The organism is Marinobacter fonticola (genome assembly GCF_008122265.1).
GTDB lineage: Bacteria > Pseudomonadota > Gammaproteobacteria > Pseudomonadales > Oleiphilaceae > Marinobacter_A > Marinobacter_A fonticola.
Genome location: NZ_CP043042.1, coordinates 1,588,313 through 1,605,569, shown reverse-complemented (window position 1 = coordinate 1,605,569; position 17,257 = coordinate 1,588,313). Strand labels below are relative to the sequence as shown.

Here is a 17,257-nt window from a genome sequence, read left to right as displayed (position 1 = left end):
GATGTCCTCAATCAAAAACCAAGGCTAGACAGGAGATCATCAACATCATCCTGATCGGAGACGACATCTTCGCGCTCTTCGGCGCGCATCTGAGGCCCTACACCTTTCTCGATATTCTCTTTGACGTCACCCATTTCGTGGACCGTGCCAGTAATCTGGTCAACGTGACTGGCCATCACCACAAGGTTCAACAGATGCTCTTCGACGTCCTTGACCAGGGTGGTGACCTTCTGGATAACCTGGCCCGTCAGATCCTGGAAATCCTGCGCCAACAGGATCTCCGAGAGGTGCCCGTAGATCACTTCGGCATCGTTCGCGGTGTGCTCGAAGAAAGCGTCAATGCGCTGGTACAGCTCGCGGAATTCGCTGGCGTCCATTTCCCGGCGACGCAACTTGTGCCACTCGGCTCTCAGCGCCTGCGCCTGTTCTTTCATGGCATTGGCCTTCGGCATGGCCTCTTCCACGAGATCCATGGTGCGATTGGCGGCGTTGCCGGTCATTTGCACCACGTACGTCAGACGATCCGAGGCATCGGCCATCATCGACAGGGCTTCGCGCTGCTCGGGGTTCTGTGCATCGATCTGGAAATTACGGATGGCTTCGTGGAGGCTACGCGTCAACCGGCCGACTTCCCGGTAGAGACTCTGATCACGCACATCGTTCAGCTCATCGATCAGGCGCATGGCTGCAGGGTAATCCCCGGCGTCCACCATGGCCTTAAGCTCGCTGGCCTGAAGCTGAAGCTTCTCGACGACTTCCGGGTCGAGCTTACCGGTATTATTTTCTGGATTACCCATGATGGCGCTCTACTACTCAGGACTGAATGCGTTCGAAGATCTTCTCGATCTTTTCCTTCAGGACTGCCGCTGTAAAAGGCTTGACCACGTAACCGTTGACACCCGCCTGGGCCGCAGCAACGATCTGGTCGCGCTTGGCTTCGGCGGTCACCATCAGCACCGGGAGGCTCTTCAGGTTGGCGTCCGCGCGCACGGCCTGCAGCAGCTCGAACCCGGACATCCCAGGCATGTTCCAGTCGGTGACTAGGAAGTCGTATTTGCCGCTTTTAAGCATGGGCAACGCTGTATTGCCATCGTCCGCTTCGTCGGTATTGGTGAAACCAAGGTCGCGAAGCAGATTCTTAATGATCCGCCGCATCGTGGAAAAATCGTCCACGATCAGAATTTTCATGTTCTTGTCCAATGGGACCTCCACTCATTAAAGCCCGGAAAAGCAACGACTCGTGAACTTGCTTAGTGCGTTATAGGAGCTCGAATCTCCTACCCGACAAAAGGGCCTAAGCCCTACACCAGCCTAGCAGTTTCTAAGCATTGCCTATTCTGTCCGCTTGGCGCGATCTGTAAAGCGCCCCTTACCAAAAACTACAATTTAAATGTGCGCTCAGGCCGCCTGCCACCCGCTCAACCGGGCCTTCAGCCGCAAGGCTGCCTGACTATGAATCTGACTGACCCGGCTCTCGCTCACCCCAATGACGGCACCGATCTCCTTGAGGTTCAGCTCTTCCTGGTAGTAAAGGCTAAGAACCAGCTTCTCGCGCTCGGGCAAACTGCTAATGGCCTCGGCCAGACTGCGCCGGAAACCTTCCGAAGATAAGGCCTCGAACGGTACGTCAGCACCACTGTCTTCATTGGTTATCGGCACGTCGCCGGATTCATTTAGCTCATCGAGACTAAAAAGTCGTCCGCCGCTGGAATCAGCCAGGCAGGCGTGGTATTCGGACAGTGGCATATCGAGCTCTTCAGCCACCTCGGCATCGGTGGCCTCGCGCCCCGTGCGACCCTCGACCGCCTTGATCGCCTGGGCAATACGCCGGGAATTGCGGTGTACGGAACGGGGTACCCAGTCGCCTTTGCGAATTTCATCGACAATGGCGCCACGGATACGGATGCCCGCATAGGTTTCGAAGGATGCCCCTTTGGTAGCCTCATACTTCTGCGCAGCCTCCAGCAGCCCAATCATGCCGGCCTGCATGAGGTCTTCCAACTGAACAGAGGCAGGTAGACGCGCCAGGAGATGCAGCGCGATTTTCTTAACCAGCGGCGCATGCAGCTCGACTAAGTCATGCGCTTTACGCTCGCTGGTTTGATGGTAGATTCCCAGGCCTTTTGCCAACTTCATGAATTCGGATTGCCCAACTCAGGGAGCCCGTCGTTCAGCCGGAAGCTCCAGAAAATGATCGACCGTCAAATCCGTCGCTCAGGATGCGTTTCAGACATCCACAAGGCGTTCAACGAAGAATTCAAGGTGACCCCGGGGCGATGACGGCAACGGCCAGTTGTCGACCCTCTGTGCCAACGCCTTGATAGCCAGCGACGCCTTTGCCCGCGGATAGGCATCGAGTACTGCACGCTGGCGTTGAACCGCTTTCTTAACGGCCTCGTCGTAAGGAACCATGCCCTCATATTGTAGCGCAACATCCAGGAAGCGCTCGGTAACGCGGGTCAGCTTGCCAAAAAGATGCTTGCCTTCCTGATCGTTGCGAACCTGGTTGGCGAGGATGCGAAAACGGCTAACCCCATGATCGCGATTCATTAACTTGATCAGGGCATAGGCGTCGGTAATGGAGGTCGGTTCATCGCAGACGACCAGCAATAACTCCTGGGAGGCCCGCAAGAAGCTAATCACACCCTCGGAGATCCCGGCCGCCGTATCGACGATCAGGACGTCGATTTGATCACCCAAGTCGCTAAACGCATTGATAAGGCCGGCATGCTCCATCATGGTCAGCTGCGTCATGCGCTGAGTACCGGAAGAGGCCGGCACGATTTTGATACCGCCAGGGCCATCCACAAGGACGTCCCGAAGTTCGCATTCGCCGGACAACACATCGGCCAGGTTGCGGTTGGCTGTGATGCCTAACAACACGTCGATGTTGGCCAGTCCCAGATCGGCATCCAGGACGACAACGCGACGCCCCATCTGCGCCAGGGCAATAGCCAGATTGACTGAGACGTTACTCTTGCCAACGCCCCCTTTGCCGCCGGATACGGCGATTACCTGAACCGGATTTGGTCTACTCATGCCGGATACGGTCTCTCGCGAAGGTATTTTGTTTATTGATTGCCGCCCGAGGGCCAGCCACTTTCAGGCTTCGCCAAGGCAGAAGCTGGGCATCGAACAGCCCCAAACACTGCCAGAGGCTCCCTGATTCAAGCGCCCGCTGCAACCATAGTCGCCTCTCTAGCCTCGCGCATTCGCTCGACGCCCAGGCGTACGAGCGGCACCGATTGCGCCGGATGGATATCATCTGGGATACGTTGACCGTCGGTATAATAAGCCACGCGAAGACCCGTCTCCATGGCAAACCCGAGCACTTCGCCGAGGGTCAATGCTTCGTCCAGCTTGGTCATGATACATCCGGCAGGCTTCGCCATCTTATAGCAATGCCATGTGGATTTCATAATGCGCGGCTGACTGGTTGCAGCCAGCACCAGATAAGGCTTGATCGGGTGGTAGCTGGACACCAGTTCATTGAGCTGTTCCTGATGTCCCCGATCGGAATGGGTCAGGCCGGCGGTGTCGATCAGCACCAGGCGCTTGTCCGTCAGATCGTCCAAAATACGGTCGAGCGAGTGGCTTTCATCCACCACCCGCACCGGCACATTAAGAATCCGGCCGAATACGAAAAGCTGCTCGTGCGCCGCAACCCGGTAGCGGTCGGTCGTCACCAGCGCCAGCGAATCTGCCCCGTGACGCAGGACGTATCGCGCCGCCATTTTGCCGATGGTGGTGGTTTTACCGGAACCGGTGGGGCCCATCAAAGCGACGATACCACCCTGCTCCACGATTTCCTGATCCTGAGTGCGTACTCCGGCTGCCAGCGTTCGCAAGGATTTCTTCCAGCCTTCCTCCAATCGCCCCGAACCGCTACTGCGGGCCAGAGTACCGGCCAGATGGCTGGATAGGCCAAACTCCTCCAGGCGCTCAGCCAATCGCTGCTGGCTGGCGTCTGGCTCGGATGCCAAAGTCTTGGCGACCGCAGACGGTTCCGGCTGACGACCGTTAACGGCGTCCCGCAGAGAGTGGATCTCGGCGCGCATGGCGTCCAGCGCCGCCTGAGTAGGATCCTGGCTAGGCGCAGCCCGCTCGGTCGTCATCACGGGTTTCGGTACCACCTCGGGTTGCGCCGAACGACGCTCGCGGGTCTCGCGGATGCGCTGACGCGAACGGCCCAGCTCATCTTCCAGGCGGCGGTGCTGATCGGCCTGCAGTTCTGCCAGGCGTGCACCGTTGGTCGCTTGCACGGCGGCATCGCCCAGTCGCTGGCGCGCCATATTTTCGTCATAGTCGAGGGCCGTCACGATTTCGACACCATCGTCCACGCGGCGATTGGACAGGATGACCGCATCCTCACCCATCTCGAGACGCACCATCTTCAGTGCTTGTGACATGGTTGGCGCAAAGAACCGTTTAACCTTCATGATGACTTACCTCCACCCTGCTGCTGTTGGCGGCTCACTGCTGGCCCACCGACGCGACAATCGTAATCTGTTTGTTATCCGGCACTTCCTGGTAGGACAGGACGTGCAGGCGCTCCACGCCATAGCTGGCAAAGCGAGCCATGACGTGGCGCAGCGGCCCGGAGACCAGCAGGATCGCCGGTTTGCCCATCATCTCCTGACGCTGGGCGGCGTCCTGCAGGGAACGCTGGAGCCTTTCCACCATGTTCGGCTCCAGCACCAGGCCGATATCGTCCTGACCGCCGGATTGTTGACTCTGCTGCATGGACTTTAGCAACATCTGTTCCAACTCTGGATCCAGGGTGATCACCGGAATCTCGGCATCGTTGCCGCAGATGCTTTGAATAATCATCCGGCGTAGCGCCTGACGGGCTGCCGTCGTCAAAGCGCGGGCATCCTGACTCTTGGGTTGAACGTTAACGATAGCCTCGGCGATCGATCGCATATCCCGGACCGGTACTTCTTCTTTCAGCAGATTCTGCAGCACTTTCAGCAGCAGGCTGATGGTGATGGTGTTCGGCACCAGCTCTTCGGCCAGTTTGGGCGAAATCTTCTCCAGCTGTTCCAGCCACTTTTGCACTTCCTCGTGGCCGATCAACTCGTGGGCATGCTTCTGCAAAATCTGGTTGAGGTGCGTGGCGACCACGGTACTGGCGTCGACCACCGTGTAGCCCAAAGTCTGCGCCTGATCTTTCTTCTCCGGCTCGATCCAGCAAGCATCCAGACCGAACGCGGGGTCCTTGCCTTCGATACCTTCGATCTTGCCGAAGACCTGCCCCGGATCGATGGCCAGCTCGCGGTCCGGATGAATCTCCGCTTCGGCGATGGTCACGCCCATCAGGGTGATACGGTAGACATTGGGCATCAGGTCCAGATTGTCGCGGATGTGTACCGAGGGCATCAGAAAGCCCAGATCCTGGGAAAGCTTCTTGCGCACACCCTTAATCCGGGTAAGCAGCTGACCGCCCTGGGAGCGATCCACCAACGGAATCAGGCGATAGCCCACTTCCAGGCCGACGATATCGACCGTGGCCACATCGTCCCAGCCCAGCTCCTTGGTTTCACTCGGTCCCGGCAGGGCCTTGCCCCCATTATCGCTACCCGGCTGAGAGCCAGGTGCCGGCGCAGTACGGGGCGCACCGCCGCCACGGGCCGGAAAGACGCTGTCATCCTCTTCGACTTGCTGCTGCTGATGCTTCCAGATGTAGTAGGCCAGACCCGCAGAGAGAAAGCCCAGACCGAGAAAGGCGACGTGGGGCATTCCGGGAATCGCACCGAGAATGATCAGAATAGCGGCCGCAATACCCAGGGCTCTTGGCGCGGTAAACATCTGGGACAGAATCTGCTGGCCCATGTCCTGGCTGGTGGTGACCCGCGTCACCATGATGGCGGCCGACGTGGACAGCAGCAGTGATGGAATCTGCGCAACCAGACCGTCACCGATCGTCAGCAGCGCGTAGCTGCGCATGGCGTCGACGAAGGCCAAATCGTGCTGCAGCATGCCGATGACGACACCGCCAATGATGTTAATAAAGAGGATCAGCAGACCAGCGATCGCATCCCCCTTAACAAACTTGCTGGCACCGTCCATGGAACCGTAGAAATCCGCTTCCTCGGCGATTTCCGAACGCCGGGCTTTGGCTTCGTCCTGGTTGATCAGGCCCGCGTTGAGGTCGGCATCGATGGCCATCTGCTTGCCTGGCATCGCATCCAGGGTAAAGCGGGCGCTGACTTCGGACACCCGGCCGGCGCCCTTGGTCACCACCATGAAGTTGATGATCATCAGGATCGCGAAGACCACCAGACCCACGGCGTAGTTGCCACCGATCAAAACCTCGCCAAAGGATTCGATAACCTTACCGGCTGCGGCCCCGCCTTCGTGGCCGTTCAGCAAGACGATACGGGTAGACGCAACGTTCAAGGCCAGACGCAACAACGTCGCGACCAGCAACACCGTCGGGAACGCCGCAAACTCCATCGGCCGCATGGCGTACACACACACCAGCAGAATCACGATGGACAGCGTGATATTGAAGGTAAACAGCACGTCCAGCAGGAAAACCGGCATCGGCAGGATCATCATGCCCAGCAAGGCCATCAGCAGGAGCGGAACACCCAGATTGCCGCTAGTCAGCGATTTGACGTTATTGAGGACCAGTGCTCTGTCCACCACCCGTAGATCTCCTCATGAGCGTATTAAGCCGCGTACCGTGATGTCGTATTTTTGACGGCACGCCTGCATCTGAGAGTGTTAGCGCAATATCCATACCAATAACGTGAAATCCGTAAAAACAGAGACCTACCCCGTCAAGGCAGACTGTCCGCCCCGCCTATGTGGACTGACCCTGCCAAGTATGTGGACTGACTGACCCTGCCAAGTAAGGTATCCTTATTAGCATTTTGGATGCCCCGGTACGCATTCGCGCCGTCGTCTTCTTCGAGAACCCGAACGATAAAGGTGAATCATGCCCGTCCACGAGGTAAAGCACCCCCTCATCCGCCATAAACTCGGCCTGATGCGCCGGGCCGATATCAGCACCAAGAATTTCCGTGAACTCGCCCAGGAAGTCGCCGCCCTGCTAACCTACGAAGCGACCCAGGATTTCCAGCTGGAAAAGCACACTCTCGAGGGATGGGCAGGACCGGTCGAAGTGGAACGCCTGAGTGGCAAAAAAGTCACCATCGTGCCCATCCTCCGAGCCGGGATGGGCATGCTGGAAGGTGTGTTGACATTGATCCCCGGCGCACGGGTCAGCGTGGTGGGTCAGGTGCGTAACGAAGAAACCCTGGAAGCCAGTACTTACCTGGAAAAACTGGTAGGCGAACTGGACCAGCGTCTGGCCATGATCGTCGACCCGATGCTCGCCACAGGCGGCTCAATGATCTCCACCATCGACTTGCTAAAGAAAGCTGGTAGCACCGAGATCCGCGCGCTGGTCCTGGTGGCGGCACCCGAGGGTATTGAAAAGGTCCTGGAGGCGCATCCTGACGTGTCCATTTACACGGCCTCCATCGATGACCGGCTCAACGAGAAAGGCTATATCCTGCCCGGCCTCGGCGACGCTGGGGACAAGATTTTCGGCACCAAGCAAAAGGACCACTGACGATGCAAAGCACCCCGAACGAACCGGTATGGCGCCAGGTCATTTCTGGCGCGCAGATGTTGCTGGTCGCCTTCGGCGCCCTGGTGCTCATGCCCTTGATTACGGGAATGGATCCCAATGTCGCTCTATTCACGGCCGGTATCGGCACGCTGCTTTTTCAGATCATCACCGGCGGTCAGATTCCCATTTTCCTGGCGTCGTCCTTTGCGTTTATCGCACCGATAATCGCTGCCAAAGCCAAGTTCGGCATGGAAGAAACCCTGGGTGGATTGGTCGCAGCGGGTATTCTCTACATGCTTCTCAGCGCTCTGGTGAAATGGCGCGGCACCGGCTTTCTCAATCGCCTGCTGCCACCGGTAGTTATCGGACCGGTGATTATGGTCATCGGCCTGAGCCTGGCGCCGGTCGCGGTCAATATGGCGATGGGTAAAGCCGGTGACGGCAGCGCACAGCTTGTGCCCTATACGACGGCTATCTTGATCGCCATGGCGTCGCTGGCCACGACCATCGTGTTTGCCGTGTTCACCAAGGGAATCTTTCGGTTGATTCCGATCCTGTTCGGCGTTCTCGTCGGCTACGTCCTCTCCGCCTTCGCGGGCATCGTCGACCTGACCCCGATTCGGGAAGCCGTGTGGCTTGGACTGCCGAACTTCGTTGCACCGGAGTTCACCTGGGCTGCGATCCTGTTCATGATTCCGGTTGCCATCGCGCCGGCGGTGGAGCACATCGGCGACATCCTGGCCATCGGCACCGTCACCCGTAAGGATTATCTGAAAAAGCCCGGGCTGCACCGCACGCTGCTGGGCGACGGGGTGGCGACCAGCACGGCCGCCCTGCTCGGCGGCCCGCCCAACACGACGTATTCCGAAGTCACCGGCGCGGTCATGCTAACCCGTAACTTCAACCCGCGCGTTATGATCTGGGCGGCGGTCGTCGCCATCGTTCTAGCCTTCATCGGCAAGTTCGGCGCGGCGCTGCAAACGATCCCGGTGCCGGTGATGGGGGGCATTCTGTGCCTGCTGTTCGGCTCTATCGCCGTGGTCGGGCTGAACACACTAATCCGGCATCACGTGGATCTGTCCGAATCGCGAAACCTGGTCATCGCCGGAGTCACGCTGGTGTTCGGCATCGGCGGCATGGTTATTGGTCAGGTAGAAGGCATCGCCTTATGTGGCCTGGTCGCTATTGGCCTCAATCTGGTATTGCCCGGTGGCCAGGCGGGCTGGGGCGATTCGACCATTCCGCCACAGCAGGCTTCTGGATCAGAATAGAACGTCCGAACCAAACAGCGCATCAGGAGATACGCATGGCCTCGCCGATCGATAGCTCCGGCATCAGCTTCACCGCGCTGTATACCGGTGCCGTTTGGCAGCGGCACGGGCTGTCCGAAGAGGGCTTGATTCCCCCTTCCGGTCAAGCCCTGTATAGCTTGCTGACCCCTTTCGAAGGGGTTAGCCGCGTTGTTGCCGGCGGTAGCGTGCGCACCTTTCTGCTTCAACGTCACTTCATCATCGACCACCTGATTACTGAAGCCATCGAACACCGGGGTGTCGAACAAGTGCTGGAAATCGCTTGCGGTCTATCTCCCCGGGGTATTCGGCTGCGCCGGCAGTTTCCCCGGTTGCAAATGATTGAGGCCGACCTGCCCGCTATGGCTACGCGCAAGGCGGCCTTTCTGGCCACGAGGGGCTTTCTCGGAGAGCATCACCGGGTTCGGCCCATCGACATTTTTGCCGATTCAGGCCCTCTAAGCCTGGAAGCCGTCATTGACGAGCAGTTCGACCCGGACCGCCCATTACTGGTCGTTACCGAAGGGCTGACCAGCTATTTCACCCTGGCGAACATCAGCCAGTTCTGGTGCCGCCTCGCGGCCGTACTCTCGAAGCGGCCTGGCTCGGCTTATATTTCCGAAACCTACCTGCAACCGTCCAGCCGTCTTATAGGCGGCGGATTGAATGTGCTTCGCCAAGCGCTTGGCGCGATGACCCGCGCCCAGGTGAGTTTCCACTTTCGCAACGGCGAAGAGGCCAGGCAGCATGTGGCCCAGTCGGGGTTCAAGTACGTCGAAGCGGTGAATCCCGAGGACTATTACGGGCGCCTTCCAATCCCGGAAAGCCGTGGCGATCCGATGGTGCGCATTCTCGACGCCCGCGTCTGATCGGCTACCGCGCAAATGAGCGCGACGCTTTAGAATCGCCAATAGACTTAATCAGAGATTCCTTAGAGTCCGTCTCAGCTATCCCGACGCAAATCGCCGGGAATCGGGAATTCCGGCATCCCTGGCCGCTCGCCCTGCCCGCGACGATAGCGGCGTAGCTGATAGAGGTAGGCCAGCACCTGGGCGATGGCCACGTAGAGGCCATGGGGAATCTCGCCGCCGATGTCGGTGTTGTGATAGACCGCCCGGGTCAGCGGGGGCGTACGCAGCACGTCCACCTTGTGCTCACGTGCAATTTCCATGATCTTGAAGGCCACCTGGTCGGCGCCTTTGGCCACCACAACGGGGGCGGCCATAGCCTTCTGGTCGTACTTCAAAGCCACCGCATAGTGCGACGGGTTGGTGATCACCACATCCGCAGTAGGCACATCCTGCATCATGCGGCGCTGGGCCATTTCCCGCTGCAATTGGCGGATCTTGCCCTTAACCTCCGGTTTACCTTCAGTGTCCTTGTACTCGTCTTTGACTTCCTGCTTGGTCATGCGCAGTTTTTTCTGGTGGTCGTAGATCTGGAAAGGCACATCGATGACGGCGATCACAATGGTTGCGCAGGACAGGAAGAAAAAACTCCAGGCAATGGTCCAGAGCACGTGCACCATGGCCGGCACGGCCGGCTCCTCGCCTATGGCGAGCAGGTCTTCCGTACGCACGTCGAGGATCGTGATGGCGATCAGCATGACCAGCGCCACTTTGGCAATGGATTTGACGAGTTCCACCAGCGACCGCGCCGAAAACATGCGCTTGAGCCCCTTCATCGGGTCCATGCGGCTCAGTTTGGGGGCCACCGCCTTGCCACTGAATAGCAGCCCACCAATACCAATCGGACCGGCAATCGAGGCAATCAGCAGCATCAACAGAATGGGGGAGAGCGCCCAGGCGGCATCGGCTGCGGCGGCTCCGAGAAACAGGCTCATTTGATTGGTATCGAACGCCACCATGCGGTCGAACTCGAAGCTGTTGCGCATAATGGCTTCCAGCGACGCGCCCAGGCTGGAGCCAAACATCAGCAAGCCGCCCGCGCCCGCCAGCAGCACCGCCATGGTCGCCAATTCGCGAGATCGCGCCGTCTGCCCCTCCTCCCGGGACTTTTCGATCCTTCGGGGGGTAGCCTCTTCGGTTTTTTCCTGACTGCTATCGTTATCTTCAGCCATACCGTCTCTGTCTCTTTCGGACGACGATTAACTTAGGGAAGCTCTGGTTAAGTCCCTTAGGGTAAACCCTGGAGGGCGCGCATGAACTCGAAGGTTTCCCGCGTGTATTGATCGAAGTGAGGCAGGAAGTCCTCGTGCAGCACCCAGATTGCGAAAAGGCCAAAAAGCAGGCCGATGGGAAAGCCCAGCGCAAAAATATTGAGCTGCGGCGCTGCCCGGGTCATGACGCCGAAAGCGATGTAGACGATCAGCACCGCGGTAATTGCCGGCAATGCCAGCATCATGGCAGATACAAACATCCAGCTGATGTGGTTGGCCAACTGCCAGTATGCGTTCTGACTGAGCCCCGTGGTGCCGATGGGAATGGCCCGGAAACTCTCGACAAAAACCTCAAAGGCGACCAGGTGGCCGTTCATCGCCAGAAACAACAAGGTAACGGTGATGGTGTAGACTTGCGCCAGCGTCGGCACGGTCACCCCGTTGGCCGGATCGACCATCGACGCAAACCCCAAACCCATTTGCATCGCAATCATCTGGCCGGCGATGACAAAAAGCTGGAACAGGGCCGTCAGCACAAAGCCCAAGCCAACCCCAATCGTGATCTGCTGAAGGGTAATGATCACCGCATCCCCGGTGAGTGCATCGACAGCCGGTACCGGCCCGATCATCGGCACCACCAGTATGGTCATCAGCAGCGCCAAACCCAGGCGAATCCGCGCGGGCACCAGGCCGGCGCCGACGAAGGGGATCACCATCATGAAACTGGCTATACGGAACAACGGCCAGAAGTGCTGCCCTACCCATTGGCCAATGAGATCTGCAGAAACGTCCGCTCCCATAGTCAGCCGATCAAGTAAGGAATGCGCATGATCAATGTCTCGGCGTGCTCTATCAATGTGGTCAACATCCAAGGGCCGGCGAAGATGATCATCAGCAGGGTTACAATCAGGCGAGGCAGGAAGCTCAGGGTTTGCTCGTTAATCTGCGTCGCAGCCTGAAATGTACTGACGACGAGACCAATGGCCAGCCCCGGCCCAATGATGACCGCCGATAGCAGTACAATGAGCCAGAGCGCTTCCCGCATGATGTCGATAACGGTTTCCGGTGTCATGACTTGCCTCCCGGCGCGCAGCCTATATGCCGTAACTGGCGGCCAGCGTACCCATGATAAGAGCCCAGCCGTCCACGAGCACGAATAGCATGATCTTGAACGGCAACGAGATGATGATCGGCGACAGCATCATCATCCCCATGGCCATGAGAACGCTGGCCACCACCATGTCGATAATCAGAAATGGGATAAACAGGATAAAGCCGATCTGGAACGCGGTCTTGAGCTCGCTGGTCACGAACGCCGGCATCAGCACCCAGAAGGACACCTCCTCCGGACTTGCCGCCTGCTCGCCGGAAATACGCATGAACAGACCGATATCGGATTCCCGGGTTTGGGCCAGCATGAACTGGCGGAACGGCTGACTGGCACGCTCCACGGCTTCCAGCGGTGCGATTTCCTCGGCTATGTAGGGCTGCAGCGCTACCTGATTCACCTCTTCCAGCACCGGCCGCATAATGAAGATGGTCAGGAACAGGGTCAGCCCGAGCAGGATCTGATTGGAGGGCGTGGACTGCAAGCCCAGAGCCTGGCGCAGAATGGCGAAGACGATGATGATCCGGGTGAACGACGTCATCATCATCAGCATCGCCGGCAGAAAGGTCAGCGCCGTCATCAACGCCAGAACCTGCAGGGTGACCGAGTATTCCTGGGTATCCTCGCCGTCGCCCGGCGTTACGGTCACAGCGGGGATACCGGGAATATCCGCCGAGACTGGCAAGGCAAAAAGAATCAGGGGAAGCGTTCGTAACAATAGGGGTAACAGGCGAAACAGGGGTAACAGACGGAACATCCGGGTCACGCATCACCTCCGCGATCACCCCGGTCGGCAGCCGAGCGGTCACCCCAGTTGCGGCCGATCATCGCTTGCAACCGCTTGGCGAAATCGCCTTCGACACGGCCTGACTCGGTGACCACCGGCTCGTCAAAAACATGCAGCGTACGAATAGCCGACGGTGTAATGCCCAGCAGAATCTGCGTGCCGCCCACGTCGACCAGCACGATGCGTTCGCGGGCGCCAACCGACAATACACTCACGATGCGCATGGCCTGACTGTTGATACCGGTCAGGCCATTCATGCGCTTGACCAGCCAGGCACAGCCAAAGATCAGGGCAATGACCGCGACCAGACCGGCGCCAAGACTGAGTAGCGAAATCAGGCTATCCGGTCCCTGCCCACCGGCCATGGGTCCGTCGGACGCCGCCTGTTCCGCCACAAGCGGCATACTCGCCAGGAGCAGCCCGAAAGCAAGGACAGGTTTCAAGATTATTCCTCCGGGCCGGGAACGATGCCGCTCAGGCGCCGTTCCGGTCATGCATTGTTTTTAGACTGTGATTTACTTAGACCATGTGCTGTCTAGACTAAGATGCGTTTGACCTGTGTTTTTCTGGACTAGGTTTTTTAGTCTGAGCGTTATTGGACAGCGCGTTATGGGCCACGGCGTACGTTATTCGACGGCTATTTCGACAAACGCTTGATCCGCTCACCCGGGCTGATAACGTCCGTTAGCCGGATACCGAATTTCTCGTTGACCATCACCACCTCACCGTGGGCAATGAGCGTGCCGTTCACAAGCACATCCAAGGGCTCACCTGCCAGCCGGTCCAATTCGATAACGGAACCCTGGTTCAGTTGCAGTAGGTTGCGGATGGGAATCTGGGTATTACCCACTTCCATCGAGATGGTCACCGGAATATCCAGAATAACATCAAGGTCCGGCGCTGGTCCGTTCCCAGTCTGAGGCGCAGCCTCTTCGAATTCTTCCATGGGCGCCGTTTTCACCGAGTTGCCCTGGCCCGCTTCCTCCATAGCCGCAGCCCAGTCGTCGTCCCCGCCACTGCCTTCGTCGGTCGCTTCGCCGGATTCAGACATCGCCGATTCCCATTCGGCGGCGAGTTTCTCATCCTCGCTCATCTCGTTGTCGTCTTTCTGGTTCTGGTCTTCAGCCATTCCTGTCCACCTTGAATTGCTTCTTTACGTTGGGGCGGGTTGCGCGCTCGGTAACCCGTAGCGCCAGGTTGCCATCCCGGGTACCCAACTGGGCCTTATAAATGGGAATGCCGTTGGCCGTCATGGTGAGATCGCCTTCCATCTCGATAGGAATGACGTCACCGGCCTTAAGCTTGGCCAACTCGCGCAAAGACATGCGGCGGCGGCAGACGGTCGCATTGATCGGTACATTGACGGCTTTGATGTCTTCCTGCAGGGCGTTGACCCAACGCTCGTCGACGTCGTCGATATCACTTTGCACCCCGGCGTCGAGCACATCGCGAATCGGTTCGATCATCGAGTACGGCAAAGCCATATGCAGTTCGCCGCCACCGCCGTCCAGCTCGATGTGGAAGGTGCTGATTACGACCACCTCGCTGGGGCTGACAATATTCGCCATGGCCGGGTTCACTTCCGAGCTCATGTATTCGAAGTCCACTTTGAGCACCGCATTCCAGGCTTCCCGCATGTCCTGAAACACTTGGTTGAGCATCATCTGCACAATACGGGTTTCGGTCGGCGTAAACTCGCGGCCTTCGATTTTGGCATGCCGCCCTTCGCCCCCGAAGAAGTTGTCCACCAGCTTGAACACCAGCTTGGCATCCAGGATGAACAGCCCGGTGCCCCGTAGCGGGCGCATTTTCACGAGGTTGAGACTGGTCGGCACATACAGCGTATGGATGTACTCGCCAAACTTCATGATCTGCACGCCGCCGGTCGACACGTCGGCGTTGCGGCGCAACAGGTTAAACAGACTGATACGGGTGTAGCGCGCAAAACGTTCGTTAATCATCTCGAGGGTCGGCATCCGCCCACGGACGATACGATCCTGGCTCGCCAGGTCGTACGACTTGACACCGGCCTCGTCAGCATCGTCGTAGGTGTCGATGTCACCGTCGTCGACGCCGTGCAATAGCGCATCGATTTCGTCTTGTGACAGTAAGTCCTGCATACCTGTTATCCGATCTCAGAGGTTGCCATTACGACGACGGGACCGGCAACGCAGGTTTCGCGCCGCAGTTGCCGGTCCCCTTATGATTAATCTTTCGCTGTTCGTGCGGTTGATCCCGTGGCTAATGCCGCCGCTACTGCAACACAAAGTTTTCGAACAGAATGTGATCAATGGGTTCCGCGCCCTCCTGCTCGAGCACCGTATTGACGGTACTTAGGGCTTCCTCAAGCAATGCCTGCTTCCCCTCCGGGGTCTGCATGGCCTGAAAATCTTGCGCTCCGAACAGCGTTAGCAAGCGGCTACGAAGTAACGGCATATGGGTTTGGGCCGCATCGAGCGCTGCCTGATTTCGGCTTTGCAGCGCCACGAAGATCTGCATATACCGTTGCCGTTCCTCACTGGCCAGTGTGACGATAAATGGCTTGTCGAGCGAGTAATAGAGACTGGGCTCGAACGCCTCCGCCGCTGCGGTATCAGCGTCGCCGTCCTGCGTCTCGGCATCGTCGCCAGACTGGAGAAACCAGAGCGTCCCGCCTATCGATAGAGCCACGGCCAATACGATCACGACGACCAGGCCAATAATGAGTTTAAGTTTACCCTTCTTGCCCGCGGGCGCCTGCTCCGTATTCTCTGCCATAGTTCCCAACAGTCAGTTTATTGTCACTCCACGAATACGCCCGGATCTTAAGCAAGGAGCAGACCAATTACGTCACATGAAAGCCGAATTCTGCAGGAAAGCGGCCAGGTTTTGTGGCTGGCCACCGTCGCGCTCTTTATTCCAGACACGTTTATAAAACAGAAGTCTAGCCGCTGTACGGGAAGACATAAACCACCGGCCGGCAGATAGATGCCGGCCAGGAGTGACGACATCTTAGGCGTAGAGGTCAACCTCGCCGCGCCAGCTCAGGTCCAAACTGCCGCTACCCAAGGTATCTTCCAAGCCATCGCCTTCACCTTCGGAACCGAAGCCGTAGCGACCAGACTGGCCCTCATCCGCAAGTTGCTGCTGAGCGCCCTGGTCGGAGGCGTCGGCCGAAACCTCGAACTTCTCCAGAGTGAGGCCATTTTCCTGCAGCATATCGCGCAGCCGGTGACCATTCAGTTCAAGCTGATCACGTACAGCGGAGTGCGTCGCGTGGACGGTCACGTGAGCCTGATCCTGCTGGACCTGAACACGAACCTCCAGGGGACCGAGATCCGGCGGAGTGATATGAATTTCCGCAGTGGACATGCGCTGGGCGGTCAACCAAGCCAGCTTACCCGTCACTTTCTCACCCCATTGGGCGTGCTGAACCGGCAGGTCCAGGCTGGTGGAATAGCTTTTCAGGGTGGCCTGGGACTCGCGCCCTTCCAGACCCCGCTGCAAGGCCGTGGCATTGTTTTGCAGGGCGCCCGTCTCCCCACTCCCCTGGAAACGCGCAAGCTGGGCGGAAAAATCCGCCGCCTTGCCGTCGGCGCCCAAGGCCGACTTACCGACCAACGCGCCGAGCTGCTCGCTCTTCATGCCCAGCAAGCTATCGGAATCGCTTCCACCACCCGCACTGCCCTGCTGCAAGGGCTGCATCATCAGTTTGTCCATGACCGCGGTGGAAACGCCCGCCATCCCGCTACTCTGCGTGCCCATCTGCGTGCCCACACCTGTGGTCAGGCTCCGCGGGCCTTGAGTTACGCTTTCCTGCGGCAAAGGCAGGCCAAACAACATCGGCAAAATTTCGTCGCCGATGGCGCCAGTTTGCTGATCCGGCGTCTCAGAAGCGTCACCGGCACTCTCAGCGGTCGTCTCCTTATCTGCTGGTGACGATTCTGAGGCTTTATCGCCCGACCTGGCGCTCTCGTTTGGTTTTCCAGACTCGTCCGCGTTTTCAGCCGGCTTGGCCCGATTTTCCTCCAGGCGCTGCTGCTCCGACTTTTGCCTGGCCACCCGGTCTTCCTCGGCCACGCGATCGGCACGATCCTGCCGCGCGTCCTTTTGCTCCAGACGCGCCTTTTCACGCGCCGAGACAGCTTCAAACCTCTCCGCCGGCCGCTCGCTCTCCGACGCAGAACCTTGACGTTCAATTGTTTTTTCAGGGGTGGGTGACACAGGCGTCAGCACCATTCCGGACATGGCAACCTCTTGCCGTTTTGGCGTAGTTAGAACAATTGTTTGTTTCGGAGCAAGATAGGTGCCAATCTTTTTAATACAAGACAGGTGTCAACAATACGAAGTCCAATAGGCGCTAAGGAAAGGACAACCCGCCAGGGCGCGGTAG

General features: G+C 58.5%; 18 protein-coding genes. 3 read left to right on the top strand and 15 right to left on the bottom strand.

Going from position 1 to position 17,257, the window contains the following annotated elements; translation table 11 throughout:
* Window positions 1–11: 11 nt before the first annotated feature.
* The 6 genes from FXO11_RS07185 to flhA form a co-directional block, all read right to left on the bottom strand.
* Window positions 12–797, bottom strand: a complete 786-nt coding sequence (locus FXO11_RS07185) for a protein phosphatase CheZ (protein WP_148862352.1) — start codon at window positions 795–797, stop codon at window positions 12–14.
* Window positions 798–813: 16 nt separating this feature from the next.
* The gene (cheY, locus tag FXO11_RS07180; RefSeq protein ID WP_148862351.1) at window positions 814–1,200 is read right to left on the bottom strand and encodes a chemotaxis response regulator CheY; all 387 of its coding nucleotides are present in this window, start codon (window positions 1,198–1,200) and stop codon (window positions 814–816) included.
* 198 nt (window positions 1,201–1,398) lie between these two features.
* Complete coding sequence (locus FXO11_RS07175) at window positions 1,399–2,136, bottom strand: RNA polymerase sigma factor FliA (RefSeq protein WP_148862350.1); 738 nt, start codon at window positions 2,134–2,136, stop codon at window positions 1,399–1,401.
* 90 nt (window positions 2,137–2,226) lie between these two features.
* On the bottom strand, window positions 2,227–3,039 hold the full coding sequence (locus FXO11_RS07170) for a MinD/ParA family protein (RefSeq protein ID WP_148862349.1): 813 nt from the start codon (window positions 3,037–3,039) through the stop codon (window positions 2,227–2,229).
* A 128-nt stretch (window positions 3,040–3,167) separates the two neighbouring features.
* Window positions 3,168–4,439 carry a flagellar biosynthesis protein FlhF gene (gene flhF, locus FXO11_RS07165; RefSeq protein ID WP_148862348.1) on the bottom strand — a complete coding sequence of 424 codons (1,272 nt, stop codon included), beginning with the start codon at window positions 4,437–4,439 and terminating at the stop codon, window positions 3,168–3,170.
* A 34-nt stretch (window positions 4,440–4,473) separates the two neighbouring features.
* Window positions 4,474–6,576, bottom strand: a complete 2,103-nt coding sequence (gene flhA / locus FXO11_RS07160) for a flagellar biosynthesis protein FlhA (protein ID WP_406565645.1) — start codon at window positions 6,574–6,576, stop codon at window positions 4,474–4,476.
* Window positions 6,577–6,943: 367 nt separating this feature from the next.
* On the opposite strand from flhA, the gene upp reads away from it, so the two are divergent.
* From upp to FXO11_RS07145, 3 genes are read left to right on the top strand one after another with little or no spacing between them, the layout of a single operon-like run.
* Window positions 6,944–7,582, top strand: coding sequence for a uracil phosphoribosyltransferase (gene upp / locus FXO11_RS07155; protein WP_148862347.1), 639 nt, complete (start codon window positions 6,944–6,946; stop codon window positions 7,580–7,582).
* Window positions 7,583–7,584: 2 nt separating this feature from the next.
* On the top strand, window positions 7,585–8,853 hold the full coding sequence (locus tag FXO11_RS07150; RefSeq protein ID WP_148862346.1) for a uracil-xanthine permease family protein: 1,269 nt from the start codon (window positions 7,585–7,587) through the stop codon (window positions 8,851–8,853).
* A 35-nt stretch (window positions 8,854–8,888) separates the two neighbouring features.
* Window positions 8,889–9,740, top strand: coding sequence for a class I SAM-dependent methyltransferase (locus tag FXO11_RS07145; protein ID WP_148862345.1), 852 nt, complete (start codon window positions 8,889–8,891; stop codon window positions 9,738–9,740).
* Between the two features lie 74 nt (window positions 9,741–9,814).
* On the opposite strand, the gene flhB is transcribed toward FXO11_RS07145, so the two are convergent.
* The 9 genes from flhB to FXO11_RS07100 all read right to left on the bottom strand — a co-directional run bounded on the left by flhB (window position 9,815) and on the right by FXO11_RS07100 (window position 17,112).
* Complete coding sequence (gene flhB, locus FXO11_RS07140) at window positions 9,815–10,951, bottom strand: flagellar biosynthesis protein FlhB (RefSeq protein WP_148862344.1); 1,137 nt, start codon at window positions 10,949–10,951, stop codon at window positions 9,815–9,817.
* A 56-nt stretch (window positions 10,952–11,007) separates the two neighbouring features.
* Window positions 11,008–11,790 (bottom strand): flagellar biosynthetic protein FliR, encoded by a 783-nt coding sequence (gene fliR / locus FXO11_RS07135; RefSeq protein WP_148862343.1) that lies wholly within the window; start codon window positions 11,788–11,790, stop codon window positions 11,008–11,010.
* A gap of 2 nt (window positions 11,791–11,792) precedes the next feature.
* Entirely contained in the window at window positions 11,793–12,062 is a 270-nt protein-coding gene (gene fliQ, locus FXO11_RS07130; protein WP_148862342.1) for a flagellar biosynthesis protein FliQ, read from the bottom strand.
* Between the two features lie 22 nt (window positions 12,063–12,084).
* Window positions 12,085–12,855: a flagellar type III secretion system pore protein FliP gene (fliP, locus tag FXO11_RS07125; RefSeq protein WP_148864825.1), complete on the bottom strand. Its 771-nt coding sequence runs from the start codon at window positions 12,853–12,855 to the stop codon at window positions 12,085–12,087.
* A gap of 5 nt (window positions 12,856–12,860) precedes the next feature.
* The gene (fliO, locus tag FXO11_RS07120; RefSeq protein WP_148862341.1) at window positions 12,861–13,328 is read right to left on the bottom strand and encodes a flagellar biosynthetic protein FliO; all 468 of its coding nucleotides are present in this window, start codon (window positions 13,326–13,328) and stop codon (window positions 12,861–12,863) included.
* A gap of 194 nt (window positions 13,329–13,522) precedes the next feature.
* Entirely contained in the window at window positions 13,523–14,014 is a 492-nt protein-coding gene (fliN, locus tag FXO11_RS07115) for a flagellar motor switch protein FliN (protein WP_148862340.1), read from the bottom strand.
* Window positions 14,007–15,005: a flagellar motor switch protein FliM gene (fliM, locus tag FXO11_RS07110; RefSeq protein WP_148862339.1), complete on the bottom strand. Its 999-nt coding sequence runs from the start codon at window positions 15,003–15,005 to the stop codon at window positions 14,007–14,009. The genes fliN and fliM overlap by 8 nt, the downstream gene beginning before the upstream one ends.
* 133 nt (window positions 15,006–15,138) lie before the next feature.
* Window positions 15,139–15,642 carry a flagellar basal body-associated FliL family protein gene (locus tag FXO11_RS07105; protein WP_148862338.1) on the bottom strand — a complete coding sequence of 168 codons (504 nt, stop codon included), beginning with the start codon at window positions 15,640–15,642 and terminating at the stop codon, window positions 15,139–15,141.
* Window positions 15,643–15,876: 234 nt separating this feature from the next.
* The gene (locus FXO11_RS07100) at window positions 15,877–17,112 is read right to left on the bottom strand and encodes a flagellar hook-length control protein FliK (protein ID WP_148862337.1); all 1,236 of its coding nucleotides are present in this window, start codon (window positions 17,110–17,112) and stop codon (window positions 15,877–15,879) included.
* Window positions 17,113–17,257: the final 145 nt, after the last annotated feature.

Coding starts and splice junctions, on each gene's coding strand:
- FXO11_RS07105 (WP_148862338.1), bottom strand. CDS start 15,642: ATGGCAGAGAATACGGAGCAGGCGCCCGCGGGCAAGAAGGGTAAACTT.
- flhB (WP_148862344.1), bottom strand. CDS start 10,951: ATGGCTGAAGATAACGATAGCAGTCAGGAAAAAACCGAAGAGGCTACC.
- FXO11_RS07100 (WP_148862337.1), bottom strand. CDS start 17,112: ATGTCCGGAATGGTGCTGACGCCTGTGTCACCCACCCCTGAAAAAACA.
- FXO11_RS07145 (WP_148862345.1), top strand. CDS start 8,889: ATGGCCTCGCCGATCGATAGCTCCGGCATCAGCTTCACCGCGCTGTAT.
- flhA (WP_406565645.1), bottom strand. CDS start 6,576: ATGGCCTTGCTGGGCATGATGATCCTGCCGATGCCGGTTTTCCTGCTG.
- fliR (WP_148862343.1), bottom strand. CDS start 11,790: ATGGGAGCGGACGTTTCTGCAGATCTCATTGGCCAATGGGTAGGGCAG.
- fliM (WP_148862339.1), bottom strand. CDS start 15,005: ATGCAGGACTTACTGTCACAAGACGAAATCGATGCGCTATTGCACGGC.
- FXO11_RS07150 (WP_148862346.1), top strand. CDS start 7,585: ATGCAAAGCACCCCGAACGAACCGGTATGGCGCCAGGTCATTTCTGGC.
- FXO11_RS07175 (WP_148862350.1), bottom strand. CDS start 2,136: ATGAAGTTGGCAAAAGGCCTGGGAATCTACCATCAAACCAGCGAGCGT.
- flhF (WP_148862348.1), bottom strand. CDS start 4,439: ATGAAGGTTAAACGGTTCTTTGCGCCAACCATGTCACAAGCACTGAAG.
- upp (WP_148862347.1), top strand. CDS start 6,944: ATGCCCGTCCACGAGGTAAAGCACCCCCTCATCCGCCATAAACTCGGC.
- fliP (WP_148864825.1), bottom strand. CDS start 12,855: ATGTTCCGTCTGTTACCCCTGTTTCGCCTGTTACCCCTATTGTTACGA.
- fliN (WP_148862340.1), bottom strand. CDS start 14,014: ATGGCTGAAGACCAGAACCAGAAAGACGACAACGAGATGAGCGAGGAT.
- FXO11_RS07170 (WP_148862349.1), bottom strand. CDS start 3,039: ATGAGTAGACCAAATCCGGTTCAGGTAATCGCCGTATCCGGCGGCAAA.
- FXO11_RS07185 (WP_148862352.1), bottom strand. CDS start 797: ATGGGTAATCCAGAAAATAATACCGGTAAGCTCGACCCGGAAGTCGTC.
- fliQ (WP_148862342.1), bottom strand. CDS start 12,062: ATGACACCGGAAACCGTTATCGACATCATGCGGGAAGCGCTCTGGCTC.